This is a genomic window from Pseudomonas sp. Irchel s3h14 (assembly GCF_900187425.1).
Taxonomy (GTDB): Bacteria; Pseudomonadota; Gammaproteobacteria; order Pseudomonadales; family Pseudomonadaceae; genus Aquipseudomonas.
The window spans coordinates 1-21,166 of record NZ_FYDJ01000036.1 but is presented as its reverse complement, the minus strand read 5'-3'; the positions used below and the strand labels follow the sequence as shown (position 1 = coordinate 21,166).

7 protein-coding genes are annotated in these 21,166 nt (G+C 60.8%); 5 read left to right on the top strand and 2 right to left on the bottom strand.

What is annotated here, in order from left to right:
- Positions 1 to 59: 59 nt before the first annotated feature.
- Together lapG and lapD are read left to right on the top strand one after the other, a co-directional pair.
- Complete coding sequence (lapG, locus tag CKW16_RS30765) at positions 60 to 752, top strand: cysteine protease LapG (RefSeq protein WP_095133366.1); 693 nt, start codon at positions 60 to 62, stop codon at positions 750 to 752.
- 14 nt (positions 753 to 766) lie between these two features.
- Positions 767 to 2,713: a cyclic di-GMP receptor LapD gene (gene lapD, locus CKW16_RS30760; protein WP_095133364.1), complete on the top strand. Its 1,947-nt coding sequence runs from the start codon at positions 767 to 769 to the stop codon at positions 2,711 to 2,713.
- A 134-nt stretch (positions 2,714 to 2,847) separates the two neighbouring features.
- Here lapD and CKW16_RS30755 read toward each other — a convergent pair whose 3' ends face one another.
- Together CKW16_RS30755 and CKW16_RS30750 are read right to left on the bottom strand one after the other, a co-directional pair.
- On the bottom strand, positions 2,848 to 3,186 hold the full coding sequence (locus CKW16_RS30755; protein WP_095133362.1) for a tryptophan synthase subunit beta: 339 nt from the start codon (positions 3,184 to 3,186) through the stop codon (positions 2,848 to 2,850).
- 148 nt (positions 3,187 to 3,334) lie between these two features.
- The gene (locus CKW16_RS30750; RefSeq protein ID WP_095133360.1) at positions 3,335 to 15,670 is read right to left on the bottom strand and encodes a retention module-containing protein; all 12,336 of its coding nucleotides are present in this window, start codon (positions 15,668 to 15,670) and stop codon (positions 3,335 to 3,337) included.
- 357 nt (positions 15,671 to 16,027) lie between these two features.
- Between CKW16_RS30750 and CKW16_RS30745 the strand changes: the two genes are divergently transcribed.
- The 3 genes from CKW16_RS30745 to CKW16_RS30735 are packed head-to-tail and all read left to right on the top strand — an operon-like array spanning position 16,028 to position 20,936.
- Entirely contained in the window at positions 16,028 to 17,380 is a 1,353-nt protein-coding gene (locus tag CKW16_RS30745) for a TolC family outer membrane protein (RefSeq protein WP_095133358.1), read from the top strand.
- Positions 17,381 to 17,422: 42 nt separating this feature from the next.
- Complete coding sequence (locus tag CKW16_RS30740) at positions 17,423 to 19,579, top strand: type I secretion system permease/ATPase (protein WP_095133356.1); 2,157 nt, start codon at positions 17,423 to 17,425, stop codon at positions 19,577 to 19,579.
- Positions 19,569 to 20,936, top strand: coding sequence for an HlyD family type I secretion periplasmic adaptor subunit (locus CKW16_RS30735; RefSeq protein ID WP_095133354.1), 1,368 nt, complete (start codon positions 19,569 to 19,571; stop codon positions 20,934 to 20,936). Before CKW16_RS30740 ends, CKW16_RS30735 begins: the two co-directional genes overlap by 11 nt.
- The last annotated feature ends 230 nt before the right edge of the window (positions 20,937 to 21,166 follow it).

The following is a 21,166-nucleotide window of genomic DNA, read 5'->3' as shown; positions in this document are numbered from 1 at the left end:
TTACCGGGCTAACCTGCACCATCGACCGCTTTCCACCTGCCTGACCTGGATGCCTCGCATTGGCGGTATGTTTCGCGATCCCTCGGACTTTGCGCTGGCTGTGCTGCGCGTTGCTGCTGGCCGGCGTTATGCTGGGCGGGCTGCATGCCGATTGGGATTTTTCGCTGATCAGCCGTCGCGCGCAGGCATTGTACGGGCCATTGGGCGAAGGACAGCCACGCATTGATGCCTGGCAGCACTTATTGGTCACGCAAAAGCAGGTCGGCGAGCTGGAACAGCTAAAAGTGGTCAACCAGTTCTTCAACAAACAGATGCGTTACGAGGAAGACATCGACCTGTGGCACGAGGTCGATTATTGGGAAACACCCATCGAGGCCCTGTGGAAGGGCGCCGGCGATTGCGAAGATTACGCGATCGCCAAGTATTTCAGCCTGCGTCATCTCGGCGTTGCCAGTGACAAGCTACGCATCACTTACGTCAAGGCCTTGCGCCTGAATCGGGCGCACATGGTGTTGACCTACTACTCAAGCCCCGAGGCCATGCCGCTGGTACTCGACAGCCTGATCGATGCGATCAAACCGGCCAGTCAGCGAACCGATTTGCTGCCGGTCTACTCTTTTAATGCCGAAGGGTTGTGGTTGCCGGGCGCCAAGGGCAACAAGAAAGTCGGTGACACCAAACGCCTGTCCCGTTGGCAGGATGTGTTGAAGAAAATGCAGGCCGAAGGTTTCCCGGTCGAGACGACTAACTAGGAGCACGCGCTCAGATGTCCTTGTTCAAACAGCTGTTGATCGCTATCTGTCTGTTCCTGGTGATCGCCTTCACCGGTAGCTTCGTGGTCAGCCTGGAAAGCTCGCGCACCCAATACGTCAACCAGTTGCGCTCCCACGCCCAGGATGCGGCGACGGCATTGGCGCTGTCCCTGACACCGAACATCGACGATCCGGCGATGGTCGAGTTGCTGGTCAGTTCGATCTTCGACAGCGGTTATTACGCGAGCATCCGCGTGGTCGACCTCAAGACCGATCAGACCATCGTCGAGCGCAGCGGCATTCCAGCGGTGAACAACGTGCCGGACTGGTTCGTCAAAATGATCGGGCTGGAAGCGGCCGGTGGTGATGCCCTCGTCAGCCGTGGCTGGGAGCAGGCGGCGCGGGTCGAGGTGGTCAGCCACCCGATGTTCGCGTTGGCCAAACTCTGGCAGAGCGCGCTGGGCAGTCTTGGCTGGTTGCTGATCTGCGGTGCGGTGAGCGCGGTGCTGGGTGCGCTGTTGTTGCGCCGGCAACTGAAGCCGCTGGATTACATGGTCAAGCAATCCCACGCCATTGCTCGCCGCGAATTCCTCAGCCTGCCGCAACTGCCGCGCACGCCGGAACTGCGGCGTGTCGTGCAGGCCATGAACCAGATGGTCGAGAAGCTTAAAGCGCTGTTCCAGGAACAGGCCGAGCGCAGTGAAAAACTGCGGGCCGAGTCCTATCAGGACAACCTGACGGGGCTGGCCAACCGTCGTTATTTCGAAATGCAATTGAACGCCCGAGTGAGCAATCCAGAGCAGGCGAGTTCCGGTTATTTGCTGCTATTACGGGTCAGGGACCTGGCCGGGTTGAACCAGCGTTTGGGCGGTCAACGCACTGACCAGTTGTTGAAAGCGGTGGGCGAGCAGTTGTCCCGAGAGTGCGCCAAATACCCGGAAACCCTGAACCTCGTGACGCGGATTCGCGGCGGCGAGTTCGCCGTGCTGGCGCCGGGGCTGGTGCGCGAAGAAGCGCTGCAACTGGCGCAGAACCTCGACAGTGCTTTGGCGAGCCTGCACGCGACGGGCGCCACCGACGTGGCCTCGGTGGCCTCGATCGGGCTGGCGCCGTTTGTGTATGGCGACTCCCCGCAAGCGGTACTCGGGCTGGGCGATCAGGCGTTGGCTCAGGCGGAAAGCCAGGGCGATTCGAGTTGGGTCTGCCTGGATCACAGCGCGTCGGCCAGCGTCGGCGACGACCATCATGCCTGGCACAACTTACTGGAACAGGCGTTGAGCCAGCAGCGTTTCGAGCTGTATTTCCAGCCGGTGGTGGCCGCTCAGGACACGCAGTTGGTGCTGCATTACAAGGTGCTGTCGCGTTTGATCGACGACGAAGGCCAGACCATTCCCGCCGGGCGCTTCCTGCCGTGGCTCGAGCGCTTTGGCTGGACCGCGCGGTTGGACCGTCTGATGTTGGAGCTGGTACTTGAGCAGATGGCCGACCATAAAGAGTCGCTGGCGCTGAATCTGTCTTCAGCGACGCTGGCCGACCCACAGGCGTTGAACAAAGTCTTTGAAATCCTGCGTCAGCATTCGGATCTCGGGGAGCGATTGACCCTGGAAATCGGTGAGGAGCAGTTGCCGGAGCAAGCCATGCTGGAAGAGCTGACGCGACGTCTGCACGAACTCGGGTTCTCCCTGAGCCTGCAACGCTTTGGCGGGCGCTTCAGCATGATCGGCAACCTGGCGCGGCTTGGGTTGGCGTATCTGAAGATCGACGGCAGTTACATCCGGGCGATTGATCAGGAGAGCGACAAGCGCCTGTTCATCGAGGCGATTCAGCGGGCGGCGCACAGCATCGATTTGCCGTTGATTGCCGAGCGGGTCGAGACGGAAGGGGAGTTGATGGTGATTCGTGAGATGGGGTTGTATGGGGTTCAGGGGCAGTTGTTTGGTGAGCCGAAGCCTTGGCAGTAACCCACTGATCGTTCCCACGCTCTGCGTGGGAATGCCTCCAGCCTCGCCGCCGACGTTGCGCCTGGCACCGATGGGACGCAGAGCGTCCCGGGATGCATTACCACGCAGAGCGTGGGAACGATCAGTCTGAGGGGTTAGATCAACCCCGTCTCTTCATCATCGATCAATTGACTCAACCCGCCCAACGCTTCACGGGCCTGGGTCCGGTCCATCAGCTTGGCTTGTGCGGCCGGCGGCAGGTCGGTGACGCGGATCACCCCCTTGCTGGTCAACACCTGGATCAAGTCGTCGAGTACCCGGATCATTTCCAGGTCGCTCTGCTTGAGTTGTTTGAGGCTGGTTTCCACTACTTCATTGGCATACCAGGCCTGGATTTCATGGTGGTCGGCCGGCAGTGTTTCCGTGGCATCGGCGTAGGCCGTGGCTTCCACGCGCACTAACTGACCTTGCGCATCGCGTTGCACGTAGAACATTGAACATCCCTCGGAAATGGACCAGCGTCATGCTTTCAGCAGCATAGGCCAACTGGACGCGAGTATGCGGTGCGGCGACGAAATCGTCACCGGGGTGTTGGACACAAACGTGACGGCCGCCCCATAAGGGCGGCCGTTTTTCGTTGGATCAGGTGTTGTTGTGATCGATTTTGATGGTCGGGTCACTGCCGGCAATCAACGAGTTGATGTTGGCGCTTGACCAGTTGTTGCCTTCCAGCTTGATCGTCACATCGGGTTGCGCCGCTGCAGCGTCAGCGCCGTTGAACTTGCCGGCGGAGCTGACTTGCAGGGACGAAACGCCATCCACGGTGGTGATCTTCAGGAAGTTGTCGATGGTGCTGCCGGTTTCGCCCTGCAGCAGATCGCGCAAGTCGATGCGATCACCCTCGCTGGCCTTGAAGTCCTTGATCACGTCGCTGCCAGTGTCGCCAGCCTTCCAGACGAAGGTGTCGGCGCCCAAGCCGCCGATCAGAATATCGTTGCCCTGACCACCCATCAGCGAGTCATTACCGCTGCCCCCGAGCAGGATGTCATTGCCCTTGCCGCCGTCGAGGAGGTCGTTGCCACCCTGGCCGAAGAGAATGTCATTACCGGCCCCGCCCAGCAGCGAGTCATTACCGTCATGTGCCCCGGACACATCGAACGCGGTGTAGTGCTCGGTGATGAACTGGTGCACGTTGCTGGTGGTGACTTTGCTGACGTCCACGCCGGTTTGCTGGGCGACGAACGCCTGCATCGCCTGATAACCCTCACCGGCAACGCCGTTGAAGCTCACCAGATCGCCAAACAGGATGTCGTTGCCCTCGCCGCCATTGACCGTGTCCGCGCCAGGCATCGTCGCTTCGGTGTGACCGATGATCGAGTTGGCCAGGTCTTTCGGATCGATGTTGGTTTGCGGCGTTTTATCCGAGTCGTACGGCTTCAGATCGTCAAGGGTGACGTTCTTGTTTATGCCGATGGCTTCTACCGTCGACACCTTGCTCAGCAGCGCGAAGCTGTCGGTGGAGTTGTCGATGGCGTTCCAGCTGGTGCTGTTACCGCTGCCATCGCGGGACGAGAACTCGTAGGTGCCATCGCCCTGAGCGTGCAGGGTGCCGAAATCTTTATACGACCAGTTGCTGTTGCCGGACTTGGTCCAGACCGTGACGTAGCCCGAAGCGGTGATATCGATCTGGTGGTCGCTGTCCGGGTACAGGCTGATGGCTTTGCCCAACTGGTAATTGCTGGTGGTGATTACGCTGTCGAGTTTGGCGCCGCCATACAGATTCGGGTTGGTCGATTCATCGTTCTGGTAGTAAGTCGGTTTGCCGTCGGTGATGAAGTACGTGAGGTTCGTCGCGCCCTTGTTGGCGACCGCGTCGGCACTCTGGAACCAGTTGGCCGTGGTTTTGAACACGTCTTCGTAGTTGGTGCCGCCACCGGACGACATGGAATCCAGAACAGATTTGAGCAAGGTCAGTGCGTCTGGATCCTTCAGATTGACCGACACCGACCTGTTGATCTGGGTGTCGAAGTCCACCAGGAAGATATTCACGGTCCCCGAGTTGCCGCCCATGCTCTGCTTGAGGGTGTTGAACACCGACGTCAGCGAGTCCTTCGCGGCCTTGACCGAGGCGTCGCTCATACTGCCCGAGCTGTCGACCATGAACGCAATGTTGTAGTTGGTGCCCGGCACCACGGTCAGCCCGCCGATGTCGGCGACCATGATGTCGTTACCGTCGGTGCCGGTGATGGTGTCGTCCGCTGCCGTGGCGGTGGTGGCGTTGTAGACCGCCGGGTAAACCGTGACCGGGATCGTCGCGGTACTTTGCGCCGAACCGCCGAGCGATTCGGTGGAGGTCGAGGTCACGGTCAGGTTGAACTGGCCGTTGTAGTACGGCGGCGGGGTGACGGTCAGAGTGCCGAGGTTCCAGCCGGTGACGTTTGCTTCGCCGGACGTCGCGCTGGCGGTGAAGGTGTGGCCGGCGCCATCGGTCAGTACCGAGCCCGCCGGGATGCCGCTGATTTTCACGCTCAGGCTTTCGGAGCCGTCGATATCAGTCAGGGCAGTCTTGATCGCGGACAGGTGAACGCTGGTGCCTTCCGCGGCTTCATTGAGTTTGTAGCCTTCGTAGTAGCCTTCGCCGCTGGTGCCGTGCAAATCGGAGACTGTCACGCCGGAAGCGGCGAGATCCGCCACACCGGTGTACAGCGGCACGCCGGCGCTGCTCAGGTCGACCGCGGCACTGCCGTTGACCGACAGGTTGACGTCATACTTACCCGGGCCGCTCTGGTTGTGGTGGTAGATGTCCAGGGTGTAGTAACCGCTGGTGGTCGGGGTGAACGAACCGTTCAGACTGCCGCCCGCGCCCCACGTTGTGGCCGCCACGTTTTTACCGCCGATGGTCACCAAAAGGCTGTCATCGCCGGTGCCGCTGAAGGTGTAAGACTTGCCGGCTTCGAGGTAGATCAGCCCGGAGGTTTTCGATGCTGTGCCAGCCGCGACGCTGCCGTCGGACTGCACGTTGGTCACCGTGCCGCTGGAGTTTGGTTTGCCCGCGCCGTCGATGACACTTTTCAGGGTGCCGGTATTTGCGCCGCTGCCATCGGTGCCGAGTGGCAGGCCGGTCCAGACTTCCTTGATCAGGCCTGTGGATTTGACGCTGTTGTCTGCAACGCTCAGGGACGGGGCGTCGGCCACGGGTGTGATGTCGATTTTGATCGTGCCGGTGTTGCCGAGCAGCGAGCCGTCGGTTGGCTGGAATTTGATCTGTGCGTAGTCGGCCTTGATGTTGCCGACTTCCGTGCCGCCATAGCCGTTGGCACCGGATTCGTTGGTGTCAGGCATGAAGCGCAGCTTGCCGGCATCGATCTCGGCCTTACTGAAGGTCTGGTTGAGCGTCACGTCTTTCCAGGTCGCGCCGTCCAGATACTGCAACTGGTGATCACCCGGCAACTGGGTGATTTTCACGCCCAGGTTAGCGGCGGCGCTGTCGACATCACTGACGCCAAAGGTCGACCAGCCAAGAATCAGCGGCGTGTCTTCGGTGCCGGTGACGTTAACCGGTGCGGCGGTCGGCGCATCGTTCACGCCGACCACGTTGACGGTGGTGGTCGCGGTGTTGGAGTAGTTGCTGCCATCGGTCACCGTCACAGTGATGATCCGCGGCACGCTGCTCGGGTCCTCACTGTTGTTGGTGAAGCTGATGTTTTTGATCTGTTGCATGTAGTCGGCCAGCGTCGCGCTGCCAGACAGTGTCAGCGTGACCGTGCCATTCGTGCTGTTGGCATTGATGGTGATGCCGTTGACGCTGAGGCCCAGGTTCAGAGCATCGCCATCCTGACGGTTGGTCAGCACGATCGTCGCGCCGGTCAGCAGAGTGCTGTCCGGGTCGGTGATTTTCAGGTCGGTGTCGCCGATCGATACGCCCTGACCGGTGGTGCCTTCGGTGAAGGTCACGTTGTAGTTGGCACCCGTGGCGCCGCTGGAGTTGTTGGCGTCCAGGTCGAGGACCGGTGGCGCATCGTTGTCGATGATCGAGGTGCTGACGCTGCCGTTGGAAGCGCTGATCGCCAGGTTCTCGAAGTTGCCGCCGGTGGCCGAGTCGATCTTGACCACGAAGTTTTCAGTGCCTTCGGTGATCCTGTCGTCCAGGGTCGCGACGTTGAAGCTCGTGCTGCTGCCGCCCGCCGGGATCGTCACGGTGTACACACCGGTGAAGTCCGAACCGTCGGCGGCGGTGCCGCTGTAGGTGATTTTCAGGGTGACTTCGGTCTGCGCCGGGTTAGTCAGGCTGACGGTGTAGCTGGCGTTCTGGCCTTCGGTTACCGAGGTGCTGCCACTGATGCTGACTTCGGTTTTGTCGAAGGTGTCGGTGACGTTGGTCTCTGCTGGAGCCGTGCTTGGTACCAGGTTCTCGAAGTTGCCGCCGGTAGCGGTGGTGATCGTGGCGCTGACTTTGCCGGCGTCGATGTAAGCGTCGTCTTTTGGTGCATCGACGGTGACGGAACCGCTGGTGGCGTTGGCGGCGATGGTGATCACCTTGCCGTTGCTCAACGTGACGGTCACAGGCGTGCCGGCCGCGTGGGTCAGGTTCGCGGTGTAAACGATGGAGCCGCCTTCAGCGACCGAGTTGCTGGCGCTCAGCGTCAGATTGGTCGTGTCGACTGTGTCAGTCACGGTGGTGCTGACCGGTGTTTTGTCGGCGACCAGGTTTTCGTAGTTGCCGCCGCTGACGTTGGTGATCGAGTTGGTCAGTGGTGCATGACCGGTCAACGCATCGTTCGGCGCAACAAAGTTCACGCTGGCGCTGCTCGAACCGACCGGAATGGTGATGCTCTGGCCGTTGGACAAGGTCACCACGACTGGCGAGCCGGTAACTTCGGCCGACACGGAAGCGGTGTAAACCACGGTGCCGCCTTCGGCCACAGAGCCATTGGCGGTCAGGCTGACCGTCGAGGTGTTGATTGTGTCTGTCACTTCCGTGACCGCAGCCGCCGGGCTGGTGACCAGGTTTTCGAAGTTGCCGCCGGTGGCGCCTTTGATGGTCGCTTCGACTTTGCCTGCGTCTTTATAGACGTCATCGGCAGGTGCCTTGACGGTCACGGAACCGCTGGTAGCGTTGGCGGCGATGGTGATCACCGCGCCGTTGCTCAATGTCACGGTGACCGGAGTGCCGGCAGCGTTAGTCAGGTTCGCGGTGTAAACGATCGAACCACCTTCAGCCACCGACTCAGTCGCGCTGAGGCTGATAGTCGTGGTGTCAGCGATGTCCGTCACTTTGGTCACGACGGCCGAGCGATCGGTGTCCAGTTGTTCGAAGTTGCCGCCAGTGCTGTCCGCGATCGCTGCCCTGACGGGCGACGCGCCGGTGTAGACGTCATTTGGCACGGTGTACGGCGCCGAACCGCTGGACTCGCCGGCCTTGATGTTGATCAGCAGGCCGTTGTTCAGCGTCACGGTCATCGCCGTGTCGGCCGGGTGGCTAAGCGTGGCGGTGTAGACGATCTGGCCACCTTCGCCGACGGTGCTCACATCGGCACTGAGCTTCAGCGTGGTGGTGTCGGTGGTGTCATTGACGGTGGTGGTGTGGGTGGTCTTGCTGACGTCGAGCTTCTCGAAGTTGCCGCCGTCGGTGCTGGCGATGCCAACGGTGATCTTGCTGCCGTCCTTGTAGACGTCATCGGTTGGTGCAGGAACGGTAATGGAGCCCGACTTGTCGCCGGCCTTGATCACGACGCTCTCGCCGTTGCTTAGCTTGACCGTCATATTAGTGCCGGCGGCGTTGCTGAGGTTGACGGTGTAAGTGATCGTGCCGCCCTCGACCACGTAGTCGCTGGCAGTCATGGTCACCTTGGTGGTGTCCACGGTATCGCTGACAGCGGTGTTAGCGGGTTTGCCGTCGACGCTCAGTTTTTCGAAGTTACCGCCCTTGGCGTCGTCGATCTTGACGCTCAGGGAGCCGCCGCCGGCCAAGGCATCGTTCGGCGCGGTGAAGTTCACGCTGGCGCTGCTCGAACCAACCGGAATGGTGATGGTCTGGCCGTTGGACAAGGTCACAACGACCGGCGAACCGGTGACTTCAGCAGACACGGATGCGGTGTAAACCACGGTCCCGCCTTCGGCGACGGTGCCGTTGGCCGTCAGGCTGACGGTCGACGTATTGATTGTGTCGGTCACTTCCGTGACTGCCGCTGCGGGGCTGGTGACCAGGTTCTCGAAGTTGCCGCCGGTAGCGTCCTTGATGGTCGCTTCGACTTTGCCGGCGTCTTTGTAGACGTCGTCTTTCGGTGCGGCAACGCTGACATGGCCGGACACCGCATCCTTGAGGATGGTGATGGTCGCGCCGTTGCTCAGCTTCACGGTCATGTCGCTACCGGCGGCCTGGGACAGGGTCGCGGTGTAGACGATCTGGCCGCCTTCCTGCACCGAGCCGCTAGCGCTCAAGGTCAGGTTGGTGGTGTCAGCGGTGTCGGTGACTTTGGTGACGATGGCCGAGCTATCGGTATCCAGTTTTTCGAAGTTTCCGCCGGTGGTTTCCTTGATCGAGGCAAGGATGTCCGCTGCGCCGGTGTAGACGTTATTCGGTACGGTGAAAGACGCAGAGCCGCTGGACTCGCCGGCCTTGATGTTGATCACCAGACCGTTGTTCAGGGTCACGGTCATCGCCGTGTCCGCTGGGTGGTTCAGGGTCGCGGTGTAGTTGATCTGACCACCTTCGCCGACGGTGCCCACGTCTGCGCTGAGTTTCAGCGTGGTGGTGTCGATCGTATCTTTGACGGTGGTGATGTGCACGGCTTTGTTGACGTTGAGCTTCTCGAAGTCGCCGCCGCTGGTGCTGTCGATGCGGACGGTGATTTTGCTGCCGTCCTTGTAGACGTCATCGGCCGGTGCAGGAACGGTAATGGAGCCCGACTTATCGCCGGCCTTGATCACGATGCTTTCGCCGTTGCTTAACTTGACCGTCATGTCGCTGCCGGCCGCATTCGTCAGGTTGGCGGTGTAGGTGATGTTGCCGCCTTCAAGCACCTGATCGCTGGCGGTCATGGTCACTTTGGTGACGTCCAGGGTGTCGCTGATAGCGGTCGAGGTCGGGGTCTTGTCGGCGACCAGATTCTCGTAATTGCCGCCGGTCACATCCTTGATGGCGTTGGTCAGCGGCTCGTGGCCGACCAATGCATCATTCGGGGCTTTGACGGTGATCGAGGCCGTGCTTTCACCGACCGGGATGGTGATTTTTTCACCGTTGGCCAGGGTGACGACCACGTCCTTGCCGGTGACCTTCGAGGTCACGGAAGCGGTGTAAACCACGTTGCCGCCTTCGGCTGCGGTGGGTGTTGCCTTCAGGCTGACCGTCGACGTATTGATCGTGTCAGTGACTTCCGTGACCGCAGCCGTCGGGCTGGTGACCAGGTTTTCGAAGTTGCCGCCGGTGGCGCCTTTGATGGTCGCTTCGACTTTGCCGGCGTCTTTGTAGACGTCATCGGCAGGTGCCTTGACGGTCACGGAACCGCTGGTAGCGTTGGCGGCGATGGTGATGACTGCGCCGTTGCTCAAGGTGACGGTCACGGGTGTGCCGGCCGCATGGGTCAGGTTCGCGGTGTAAACGATGGAGCCGCCTTCAGCGACCGAATCGGTAGCCGTCAGGCTAACCATCGTGGTGTCCACCGTATCGGTAATCGAGGTGTCCGCCGACTTGCCGTTAACTTCCAGCTTCTCGTAATTGCCGCCCTTGGCGTCGTTGATTTTGACGCTCAGCGAACCGCCACCGGCCAGTGCATCGTTCGGTGCGGTGAAATTCACGCTGGCACTGCTCGAACCGACCGGAATGGTGATGATCTGGCCGTTGGACAAGTTTACGACCACAGGCGAGCCAGTAACTTCAGCAGACACGGACGCGGTGTAAACCACAGTGCCGCCTTCGGCTACAGTGCCGTTGGCCGTCAGACTGACGGTCGACGTATTGATCGTGTCAGTGACTTCCGTGACCGCAGCCGCCGGGCTGGTGACCAGGTTTTCGAAGTTACCGCCGCTGGCGCCTTTGATGGTCGCTTCGACTTTGCCGGCGTCTTTGTAGACGTCATCGGCAGGTGCCTTGACGGTGACGGAACCGCTGGTAGCGTTGGCGGCGATGGTGATGACTGCGCCGTTGCTCAAGGTGACGGTCACGGGTGTGCCGGCCGCATGGGTCAGGTTCGCGGTGTAAACGATGGAGCCGCCTTCAGCGACCGAATCGGTAGCCGTCAGGCTAACCATCGTGGTGTCCACCGTATCGGTAATCGAGGTGTCCGCCGACTTGCCGTTAACTTCCAGCTTCTCGTAATTGCCGCCCTTGGCGTCGTTGATTTTCACGCTCAGCGAACCGCCGCCAGCCAGTGCATCATTCGGTGCGGTGTATTTCACGCTGGCGCTGCTGGCGCCGACCGGAATGGTAATGCTCTGGCCGTTGGACAAGGTCACGACAACCGGCGAACCGGTCACTGGCGCATTGACCGAAGCGGTGTACACCACGGTGCCGCCTTCAGCCACAGTGCTGTTGGCCGTCAGACTGACTGTCGACGTATTGAGGGTGTCGGTCACGTCGGTAACCGCTGGCGTCTTGTCGGCCACCAGGTTCTCGAAGTTGCCGCCGGCAGTCTTGGTGATGCTGGCTTCGACTTTGCCGGCGTCTTTGTAAACGTCATCCTTCGGCGCGGCGAAGTTCACCGAACCGGTGGTGGCGCCCTTGGCAATGTGGATCACCGCGCCGTTGTTCAACGTCACGGTCATGGCGGAGCCAGCGGCATTGGTCAGGGTCGCGGTGTAGACGATCGAACCGCCCTCGGCGACCGAACCGGTGGCGCTCAGGCTCAGGCCGGTGGTGTCTGCCGAATCGGTGACGGTGGTAACTGCCGGCGAATGGTCGGTGACGACTTTTTCGAAGTTGCCGCCGCTCTGGCTGGCAATCTTAGCCTGGACTTTGCCGCCGTCGATGTACGGGGTGTTGGCCGGTGCAGCGAAGTTGACCGAACCGGTGGTGGCACCGGCGGCGATGTTGATCACGGCACCGTTGCTCAACTTCACGGTCATGGCCGTGTCTGTCGGGTTGCTCAGGGTCGCGGTGTAGGTGATCTGGCCACCTTCGCTGACGGTATTGCTGGCCGACAGCGACAGGGACGTGGTGTCGACCGTGTCTTTGACGGTGGTGGTCACTGACGCTTTGCTGATGTCGAGTTTTTCAAAGTTGCCACCGCTGGCATCCGTCATCGTCACGGTGAGCTTGCCGGCATCCTTGTGGACGTCGTCGCTTGGCGCCGCGATGGTGACCGAGCCGGTGGTTTTGCCGGCTTCGATGGTGATGGTTTCGCCGTTGCTCAGCTTGACGGTCACTGGCGTTTGTGCGGCGTGGGTGAGGGTCGCGGTGTAGGTGATGTGCGAGCCTTCGAGTACCGACTTTTCAGCGCTGAGCGTCAGGTGCGTCGTGTTGACTGTGTCGGCGACGTTGGTCACGGCCGGGGTCGGGCTGGTGACCAGGCTTTCAAAGTTGCCGCCGGCGGCGTCCTTGATGGTGACTTCCAGTTTTCCGGCGTCCTTGTAGACGTCGTCTTTCGGTGCATCGACTTTCACTGTGCCGGTGGTTTTACCGGCATCGATGGTGATGGTCGCGCCGTTGCTCAACGTCACGGTCACTGGGCTGCCGGCCGCATGGGTCAAGGTGGCGGTGTAGGTGATCTGGCCGCCTTCTTTGACGTTGCCAGTGGCGCTCAGTGACAGGGTGGTGGTGTCGACGGTGTCGGTCACGCTGGTGCTGACCGGGGTTTTATCGGCGATCAGGTTTTCGTAGTTGCCGCCGCTGACTTTGGTGATCGAGTTGGTCAACGGCGCGTGGCCGCTGAGCACATCGTTGGAGACCACGGCATTGACCGTGCCGCTGCTTTTGCCAATGCCAATGGTGATGGTCTGACCGTTGGACAAGGTCACCACCACCGGCGAACCGGTGACCGGCGCGCCGACAGACGCGGTGTAAACCACGGTGCCGCCCTCGGCCACGCTGCTGTTGCTGGCGGTCAGGGTGACGGTCGAGGTGTCGAGGGTATCGGTGACGGTGGTGACGGCCGCAGCCGGGCTTTTGACCAGGTTTTCAAAGTTGCCGCCGATGGCGGTGGTGATCGTGGCGCTGACTTTACCGGCGTCGATGTAAGCATCGTCTTTCGGGGCGGCGACGGTGACGGAGCCGCTGGTGGCATTGGCGGCGATGGTGATCACTGCGCCGTTGCTCAGGGTGACGGTCACTGGCGTGCCGGCAGCGTTGGTCAGTGTTGCGGTGTAAACGATGGAGCCGCCTTCAGCAACCGAATCGGTAGCCGTCAGGCTCAGTGTGGTGGTGTCAGCCGTATCGGTAATCGAGGTGTCCGCAGGCTTGCTGTCGACTTCCAGCTTCTCGTAATTACCGCCCTTGGCGTCGTTGATTTTGACGCTCAGCGAACCGCCGCCGACGAGGGCATCGTTTGGCGCGGTGAAGTTCACGCTGGCACTGCTCGAGCCGACCGGAATGGTGATGGTCTGACCGTTGGACAAGGTCACGACGACCGGGGAGCCGGTGACTTCAGCAGACACCGACGCGGTGTAAACCACGGTCCCGCCTTCGGCCACAGGGCCGTTGGCGGTCAGGCTGACTGTCGAAGTGTTGATCGTGTCAGTCACTTCCGTGACCGCGGCTGCGGGGCTGGTCACCAGGTTCTCGAAGTTACCGCCGGTGGCGGTGCTGATCGTGGCGCTGACCTTGCCGGCGTCAATGTAGGCATCGTCTTTCGGCGCATCGATGGTGACGGAACCGCTGGTGGCATTGACGGCGATGGTGATCACCGCGCCGTTGCTCAGGGTGACGGTCACCGGCGTGCCCGCCGGGTTGGTCAGGGTCGCGGTGTAGGTGATCTGACCGCCCTCGGCCACTTCGGTGGACGCCGACAGGCTCAGGCCGGTGTTGTCTTTTGAGTCGGTAATGGTGGTCAGCGCTGGCTCGGTGCTCGGGGTCAGCTGCTCGAAATTGCCGCCGGTGGTCCCGGTGATGGTGGTGCTGACGGTGCTGCCATTGTTGTAGACGTCATTGGCTGCGGTATCGACGGTCACGCTGCCGGTGGTCTTGCCCGCTTCGATGGTGATGACCGAGCCATTGCTCAAAGTCACGGTCATCGGCGTGCCGGCCGGGTTGGTCAAAGTGGCGGTGTAAGTGATCTGGCCGCCTTCGACGACGGTACCGGTGGCGGTGAGGCTCAGGCCGGTGTTGTCTTTCGAATCGGTAACGGTGGTCAGCGCCGGCACGGTGCTTGGAGTCAGCTGCTCGAAATTGCCGCCGGTGGTCCCGGTGATGGTGGTGCTGACGGTGCTGCCGTTGTTGTAGACGTCATTGGCCGCGGTATCGACGGTCACAGTACCGGTGGACTTGCCCGCTTCGATGGTGATGACCGAGCCATTGCTCAAAGTCACGGTCATCGGCGTGCCGGCCGGGTTGGTCAGGGTGGCGGTGTAGGTGATCTGTCCGCCTTCGACGACGGTGCCAGTGGCGGTGAGGCTCAGACCGGTGTTGTCGACCGAGTCGGTAATGGTGGTGACCGCTGGCGTGGTGCTCGGCACCAGGTTCTCGAAGTTGCCGCCGGTGGCGCCAGTGATCGTGGTGCTAACGGTGCTGCCGTTCTGATAAACGTCATTGGCCGGGGTGTCGACGTTCACGGAACCGGTGGTTTTGCCGGCTTCGATGGTGATGGTCGAGCCGTTGGACAGGGTGACAGTGACCGGCGTCTGCGCCGGGTTGGTCAGGGTGGCGGTGTAGGTGATCTGGCCACCTTCGGTGACTGTAGATCCCGCCGTCAGTGTGACGGTGGTGCTGTCCGGCGAGTCGGTAATGGTGGTCACGGCCGGAGCCGGGTTTGGCACCAGGTTTTCAAAGTTGCCGCCGGTGGCGCCAGTGATCGTGGTGCTGACGGTGCTGCCGTTCTGATAAACGTCATTGACCGGGGTGTCGACGTTCACGGAACCGGTGGTCTTGCCAGCGTCGATGGTGATGATCGAGCCGTTGGACAGAGTGATGGTGACCGGCGTCTGCGCCGGGTTGGTCAATGTCGCGGTGTAGGTGATCTGGCCGCCTTCGGTAACGTTGGCGCCGGCGGTCAAGGTGACCGTGGTGGTATCGACGGTGTCAGTGACCTGGGTCACGGCCGGGGTTGTCGGCGGGGTGACGATGATGCCGCTGCCGCCCGTGGTGCCGGTGACGGTCACGTTGATCTGGGTCGGGTCGTTATAAACAGAATCGTTTGGCGCAAGCGGAACGCTGACAGTGCCGGTGGTCTGGCCGGCTGCAATCACAATCACCGAGCCATTGGACAGGGTGATGGTCAGGTCGGTCAGCGGAGCCTGGGTCAACGTGGCGGTGTAAACCAGCACGCCACCGGCCTCGGTGATGGTCGGCGTGGCGCTCAAGGTCAGGGTCGATTCGCGCTGCACGTTGGCGCTGGTATCGGCCGTCTGGCCGCCGATGGTGTTCTGTGCAGCCAACGCGGCAGTGCCGATGCCCGCAGTCGGGAAACCAATGGTCGGGTCCACCCGGCCAGCGGTTGCCTCCAGAGCCACGAAGCTGTGACCGCCACCGGTAGAGCCGCCTCCGCTCATAGCGGTAGGGCCGGCCGCAGTGGCTTCAAGATCGGTGGTCGGGTCGGCACCGGCAACGATGGCTTGCTGCAGCTCTTCAACCGATGGCGCGGCTTGTGCAGTGGCTTGTGCAAGGTCGGTGCTGGAGTCCGGGTCGCTGCCGCTCCACTGAGTGTCGCGGCCCAGGTCCAGGGTCCGGCCATCAGCCAGTTCAAGCGTAACGGCGCCCGCCGCGCCGGTGTCTACCTGATCGCCGACAAACAACCGATCGCCTTCAACGAGTACGCGACGCACGCCCTCTGGGGACACAGCGAAAACCTGACCGACAATGCTTTTGACGATGGCCACAACACTGCTCATTGAAGACTCTCCGGGTGTCGCATTCAATTAACTTCCATGGACCTGGCGGCGTGTTTGCCAAACAGTCTGGACGTACTTTCAAGGAATTAGAGGCACAACTTTGACGCGGTTATTCGTCAACAAACTGACTATAATTTTTCGCTATAAACTTTATGCCAAACTATTGACCTTCTGCCTGTCATCCTAAACACTCGCCTCCGTAATGTCACATTGATATTTCGGTGCCGACCTGCCCCGCGAGTGTGACGCAGTTCAAAAATCCAACTTTCCGACACACGGTCATTCCGGTTGTCATCATCCGATGCAGCGGCACGTTCTGCAGTGATTCAAGACAAGCAATTCCGGGAAATTCCAACAATGCGTTTGCACCTGCTCACGGCTTTACCCTTCGCCCTTGCCGCCAGTTTTGTTCAGGCGCAGTCCCTTCCGGAGGCCATGCAACAGGCACTGGATGTCCATCCGGAAATCCAGGCAGGCGTTAATAGTCGATTGGCCGCGGATTATCAGTTAAAGGCAGCCAAAGGTGGATACCTCCCACGGGTTGATCTGCTGGGTGGTTATGGCCGCGAAGGCACTGACAACGTCACCACGCGTGCCGCCGGCAACAACAATCACTGGGAAACCCTGAATCGCAGCGAGTCGAGCGTGCGGTTGTCGCAAATGGTATTTGACGGTTTTGCGACGTCGAGTGAAGTGGGGCGTCAACAAGCCACCGTTAATTCCCGCGCTTACTCCTTGCTGGGCACCTCCGAGCGTACCGCGCTCACCGTCGCTCAGGTGTATCTCGACGTGTTGACCCGCCGCGAATTCGTACGCCTGGCAACCGAGAACCTGAAGAGCCACGAACGGATTTTCGACCAGATCAAACTGCGCACCCAGCGCGGCGTGGGCAGCGGCGCCGACCTCGATCAGGCCGAAGCGCGTATGGCCCAGGCCCGCAACAACCTGATCACCGAACAGACCAACCTGGCTGACGCCGAGACCAACTTCCTCAGCGCCGTCGGCCAGATGCCTGATCAGTTGGAGCGTCCTTCCGATTTCATGGCGCTGTTGCCGGCCAACCTGAATGAAGCCCGGACGCAGATGCTGGAAAACAGTCCGATCCTGCGTTCCGCCGAATCCGACATCGCCGCTGCCGAGAAACAGTACGAAGCCGCCAAGTCGACCTTCTATCCGCGCTTCGATGCCGAATTGGGTCGCACCGCCGACAACGATCTCGATGGCCAGAACGGTCACAGCAATGAATGGCAGGCCATGTTGCGCATGCGCTTCAATCTGTATGCCGGCGGCAGCAACAAGGCTGATCTGGAATCCAAGTCCTACCAGTCCAACCAGGCACTGGATATTCGCAACAACGCCTTGCGCGTGTTGAACGAGGAACTGGGCCTGGCCTGGAATGCCTTGAACAACGCCAACGCCCAAGTGCCGATCGCCCAGCAATATGTCGATCACAGCACCCGAGTGCGCATTGCCTATCAGAAGCAGTTCAGTCTCGGCGAGCGTACCTTGCTCGACCTGCTCGACAGCGAAAACGAGCTGTTCTCGGCTTCTCGTCGCCTGGCGGAGATCAAGAACATTCAGTTATTTACTCAGTACCGAATCAAGGCGACCATGGGCGAGTTGCTCAAGAGCCAGGGAGTGGTCGCACCGTTGGCATCCGTCGTGCAGAACGACGTGAAGCCTAAGGTTCAATTGCCCGGTATGAATTGAGCAGAACCTTCATTGTTCAATTGTTAGCCAAGAGTGCCAAGCGTGGAATCAGAAGTCAGTCGAGTTCAACTCATTCATGATCCACGCGCGCTGCACGACGATCCGTTACTGGATGGCTTGCTGGCTCTTTGCACCCTGCATCAGAAACCGGCCAGCGCCGCGATGTTGACCACCGGCCTGCCGTTGCCCAAGCAGCGCCTGAGCGTTGAGCTGCTGCCCCGCGCGGCCGCACGCGCCGGCCTGCAAGGGCGGGTGCTGGTACGCAAACTGGAACAGATCCCGGCGATTGCCATGCCGGCGCTGTTGCTGCTCAAGGATGGTCGCAGTGCCGTCCTGCTCGGTTGGCAAGGTGAAGACCAGGCGCGCCTGCTGCTCAGCGAAAGCGATGGCGGCGAAAGTGTCGTCAGCCGCGAACTGCTGGCCGATGACTACATCGGCAAAGTGTTCTTCGCTCAACCCCAGCACAAATTCGACGTCAATCACGGCACGCTGATCCCGCGCGCGCGCTCGTGGTTCCGCGACACCCTCAAGCGGTCGCGCTGGCTGTACGCCGACGCCATCGCCGCCAGTTTCCTGATCAACATCATTGCCATGGCCGCGCCGTTGTTCGTGATGAACGTCTACGACCGCGTCGTGCCGAACCAGGCTGAATCGACCCTGTGGGTGCTGGCCATCGGCATCACCGGGGCTTACCTGTTCGACCTGATCCTCAAGAGCCTGCGCAGCCTCTGCCTGGACCTGGCGGGGAAGAAAACCGACCTGATCATCTCGGCCACGTTGTTCGAGCGCATCGTTGGCATGGCCATGAAGTACCGCCCGGCGCGGGTCGGCAGCTTTGCCCAGAACATCCATGAGTTTCAGAGCCTGCGGGACTTCCTTGCTTCGCTGACGCTCACCAGCCTGATCGACCTGCCGTTTACGCTGCTGATCTTCATGGTCATCGCGATTCTCGGCGGGCATCTGGTGTGGATTCCGGTGCTGGCGTTCCCGATTGCCCTGCTGATCGGCTATGCCTTGCAGAAGCCGCTGGTGGCGACCATGGAGCGGACCATGGCGCTGGGCGCCGAGCGTCAGTCGAGCCTGATCGAAACCCTCGCCGGCCTCGATGCGGTGAAGGTCAACAACGCCGAAAGCGAACGCCAGTATCAGTGGGAGCAGACCATCGGCACCCTCAGCCGCCTCGAGTTGCGGGTGAAAATGCTCTCCGGTCTGGCGATGAACATCACCTTGCTGATCCAGCAACTGGCCGGGGTGATCATGATCGTCTTCGGCGTGTACCAGATCATCGACGGTCACCTGAGCATGGGCGGTTTGATCGCCTGCTACATGCTCAGCGGCCGTGCGCTCAGCCCGCTGGCCTCGCTGTCTGGCCTGCTGACCCGCTACCAGCAAGCGCGGGTGACCATGACCTCGGTCGACCAGATGATGGAACTGCCGCAAGAGCGCAATTTCGAAGAGCGTCCGCTGAGCCGCAATGTGCTGCAAGGCGCCATCGAATGCCGGCAGATGAACTTCACCTACCCGAACCAACAAAATGCTGCGCTGAAGAACATCAACCTGATCATCAAGCCTGGCGAGAAGATCGGCATCATCGGGCGCAGCGGCTCGGGGAAAAGTTCCCTGGCCAAACTGCTCGTAGGCCTCTACCAGCCGGACGACGGCGCGCTGTTGGTGGATGGCGTCGATATCCGTCAGATCGACGTCAGCGAATTGCGCCACAACATCGGCTACGTGGCCCAGGATATCCAACTGCTGGCCGGGACCCTGCGCGACAACCTGGTGTCGGGCGCACGCTATGTCGAAGACGAAATGGTGCTGCAAGCTGCCGAACTGGCTGGCGTCCACGAATTCGCCCGTCTTCATCCCCAAGGTTATGAGCTGCAAGTCGGCGAGCGCGGGCAGAACCTGTCTGGCGGTCAGCGCCAGAACGTTGCCCTGGCCCGTGCATTGCTGCTCAACCCGCCGATCCTGCTGCTCGACGAACCGACCAGCGCCATGGACAACACCGGTGAAGAACGCCTCAAGCAACGCCTCGCGGCGGTGGTTGAAAACAAAACCGTGGTGCTGGTAACGCACCGGGCTTCGCTGCTGTCGCTGGTGGATCGTCTGATCGTCATCGACCGCGGGCAGATTCTTGCCGACGGCCCGAAAGCCGCCGTGATGGAAGCGTTGAAGAAGGGGCAGATCAGTGTTGCTTAAGTCGGGTTTCAAGAATTCGATCGGCCGTTACTTCAAAGGCTCCGATTCGCTGCATGGCCAGCCACTTCCCGAGGTCAACAAAGCGCTGATCGAAGACGCCCCTCGCGTGGTGCGGCTGACCATCTGGGCGATCATCGGCTTCTTCGTGTTCCTGATGCTCTGGGCCAACTTCGCCGTGATCGACGAAGTCACCAAGGGCGACGGCAAGGCCATTCCGTCGTCCAAGATCCAGAAAATCCAGAACCTTGAGGGCGGCATCGTCTCCGAGTTGTATGTGACCGAAGGGCAGATCGTTGAGGCCGGCGCGCCGCTGATTCGCCTGGACGACACGCGATTCGCCTCCAACGTCGGCGAAACCGAGGCCGATCGGCTGTCGATGCTGCTGCGAGTCGAACGCTTGAGCGCGGAAGTCGACGACCGTCCGCTGAACTTCCCGGCTGACGTGCTCAAGGCTGTTCCCGGTCAGGCGGCCAGCGAGGAGTCGCTGTACATCAGCCGTCGTCAGCAGTTGCACGATGAAATTGGCGGTTTGGAGGAGCAGTTGATCCAGCGTCAGCAAGAGCTGCGCGAGTTCACCTCCAAGCAGTCGCAGTACCGTAACGGTCTCGCGCTGCAACGCCAGGAAATCAACATGTCCGAGCCGTTGGTGGCCCAAGGCGCGGTATCACCGGTTGAAGTGCTGCGGCTCAAGCGCGCCGAGGTTGAAACCCGCGGGCAACTGGACGCGACCACCCTGGCCATTCCTCGCGCCCAATCAGCGATCAAGGAAGTGCAACGCAAGATCGACGAGACTCGTGGCAAATTCCGCAGCGAAGCACTGACTCAACTCAATGAAGCACGCACTGATCTGAACAAGGCCCAGGCCACCGGCAAGGCGCTGGAAGACCGGGTCAGCCGGACGCTGGTGACATCGCCGGTGCGCGGCATCGTCAACAAGTTGCTGGTGAACACCATTGGCGGCGTGATCCAGCCGGGCAGCGACCTGGTGGAAATCGTGCCGCTGGACGACACCTTGCTGGTGGAAGCAAAAATTCGCCCGCAAGACATCGCCTTCCTGCATCCGGGGCAGGAAGCGACGGTGAAGTTCACGGCGTATGACTACACCATTTATGGTGGGCTGAAGGCCAGGCTTGAGCAGATCGGTGCCGACACCATTACCGATGAAGACAAGAAAACCACTTACTACATCATCAAACTGCGCACTGATCGCAGTCACTTGGGGACGGATGAAAAGCCGTTGCTGATCATCCCGGGGATGGTGGCTTCGGTGGATATCATTACGGGCAAGAAGACCGTGCTGAGCTACCTGCTCAAACCAATTATTCGCGCCCGCGCCGAAGCGCTGCACGAGCGGTAATTTTATTTTTGGGGCTGATGGCCTCTTCGCGAGCAAGCCCGCTCCCACATTGGATGTGTGTCGATCACATAACCCCTGTGGGAGCGGGCTTGCTCGCGAACAGGCCCAAAAGGCAACACACCTCAAAAGCCATATCGTTATTCGCTAACGGTATTTAAATTTTAGTTCTTATATCTATAAAGTCATTTTCCTGCGTACCTGCCGACCAATCGGCGCGCCGCACGACACGA

Coding starts and splice junctions, on each gene's coding strand:
- lapD (WP_095133364.1), top strand. CDS start 767: ATGTCCTTGTTCAAACAGCTGTTGATCGCTATCTGTCTGTTCCTGGTG.
- CKW16_RS30745 (WP_095133358.1), top strand. CDS start 16,028: ATGCGTTTGCACCTGCTCACGGCTTTACCCTTCGCCCTTGCCGCCAGT.
- CKW16_RS30750 (WP_095133360.1), bottom strand. CDS start 15,670: ATGAGCAGTGTTGTGGCCATCGTCAAAAGCATTGTCGGTCAGGTTTTC.
- CKW16_RS30755 (WP_095133362.1), bottom strand. CDS start 3,186: ATGTTCTACGTGCAACGCGATGCGCAAGGTCAGTTAGTGCGCGTGGAA.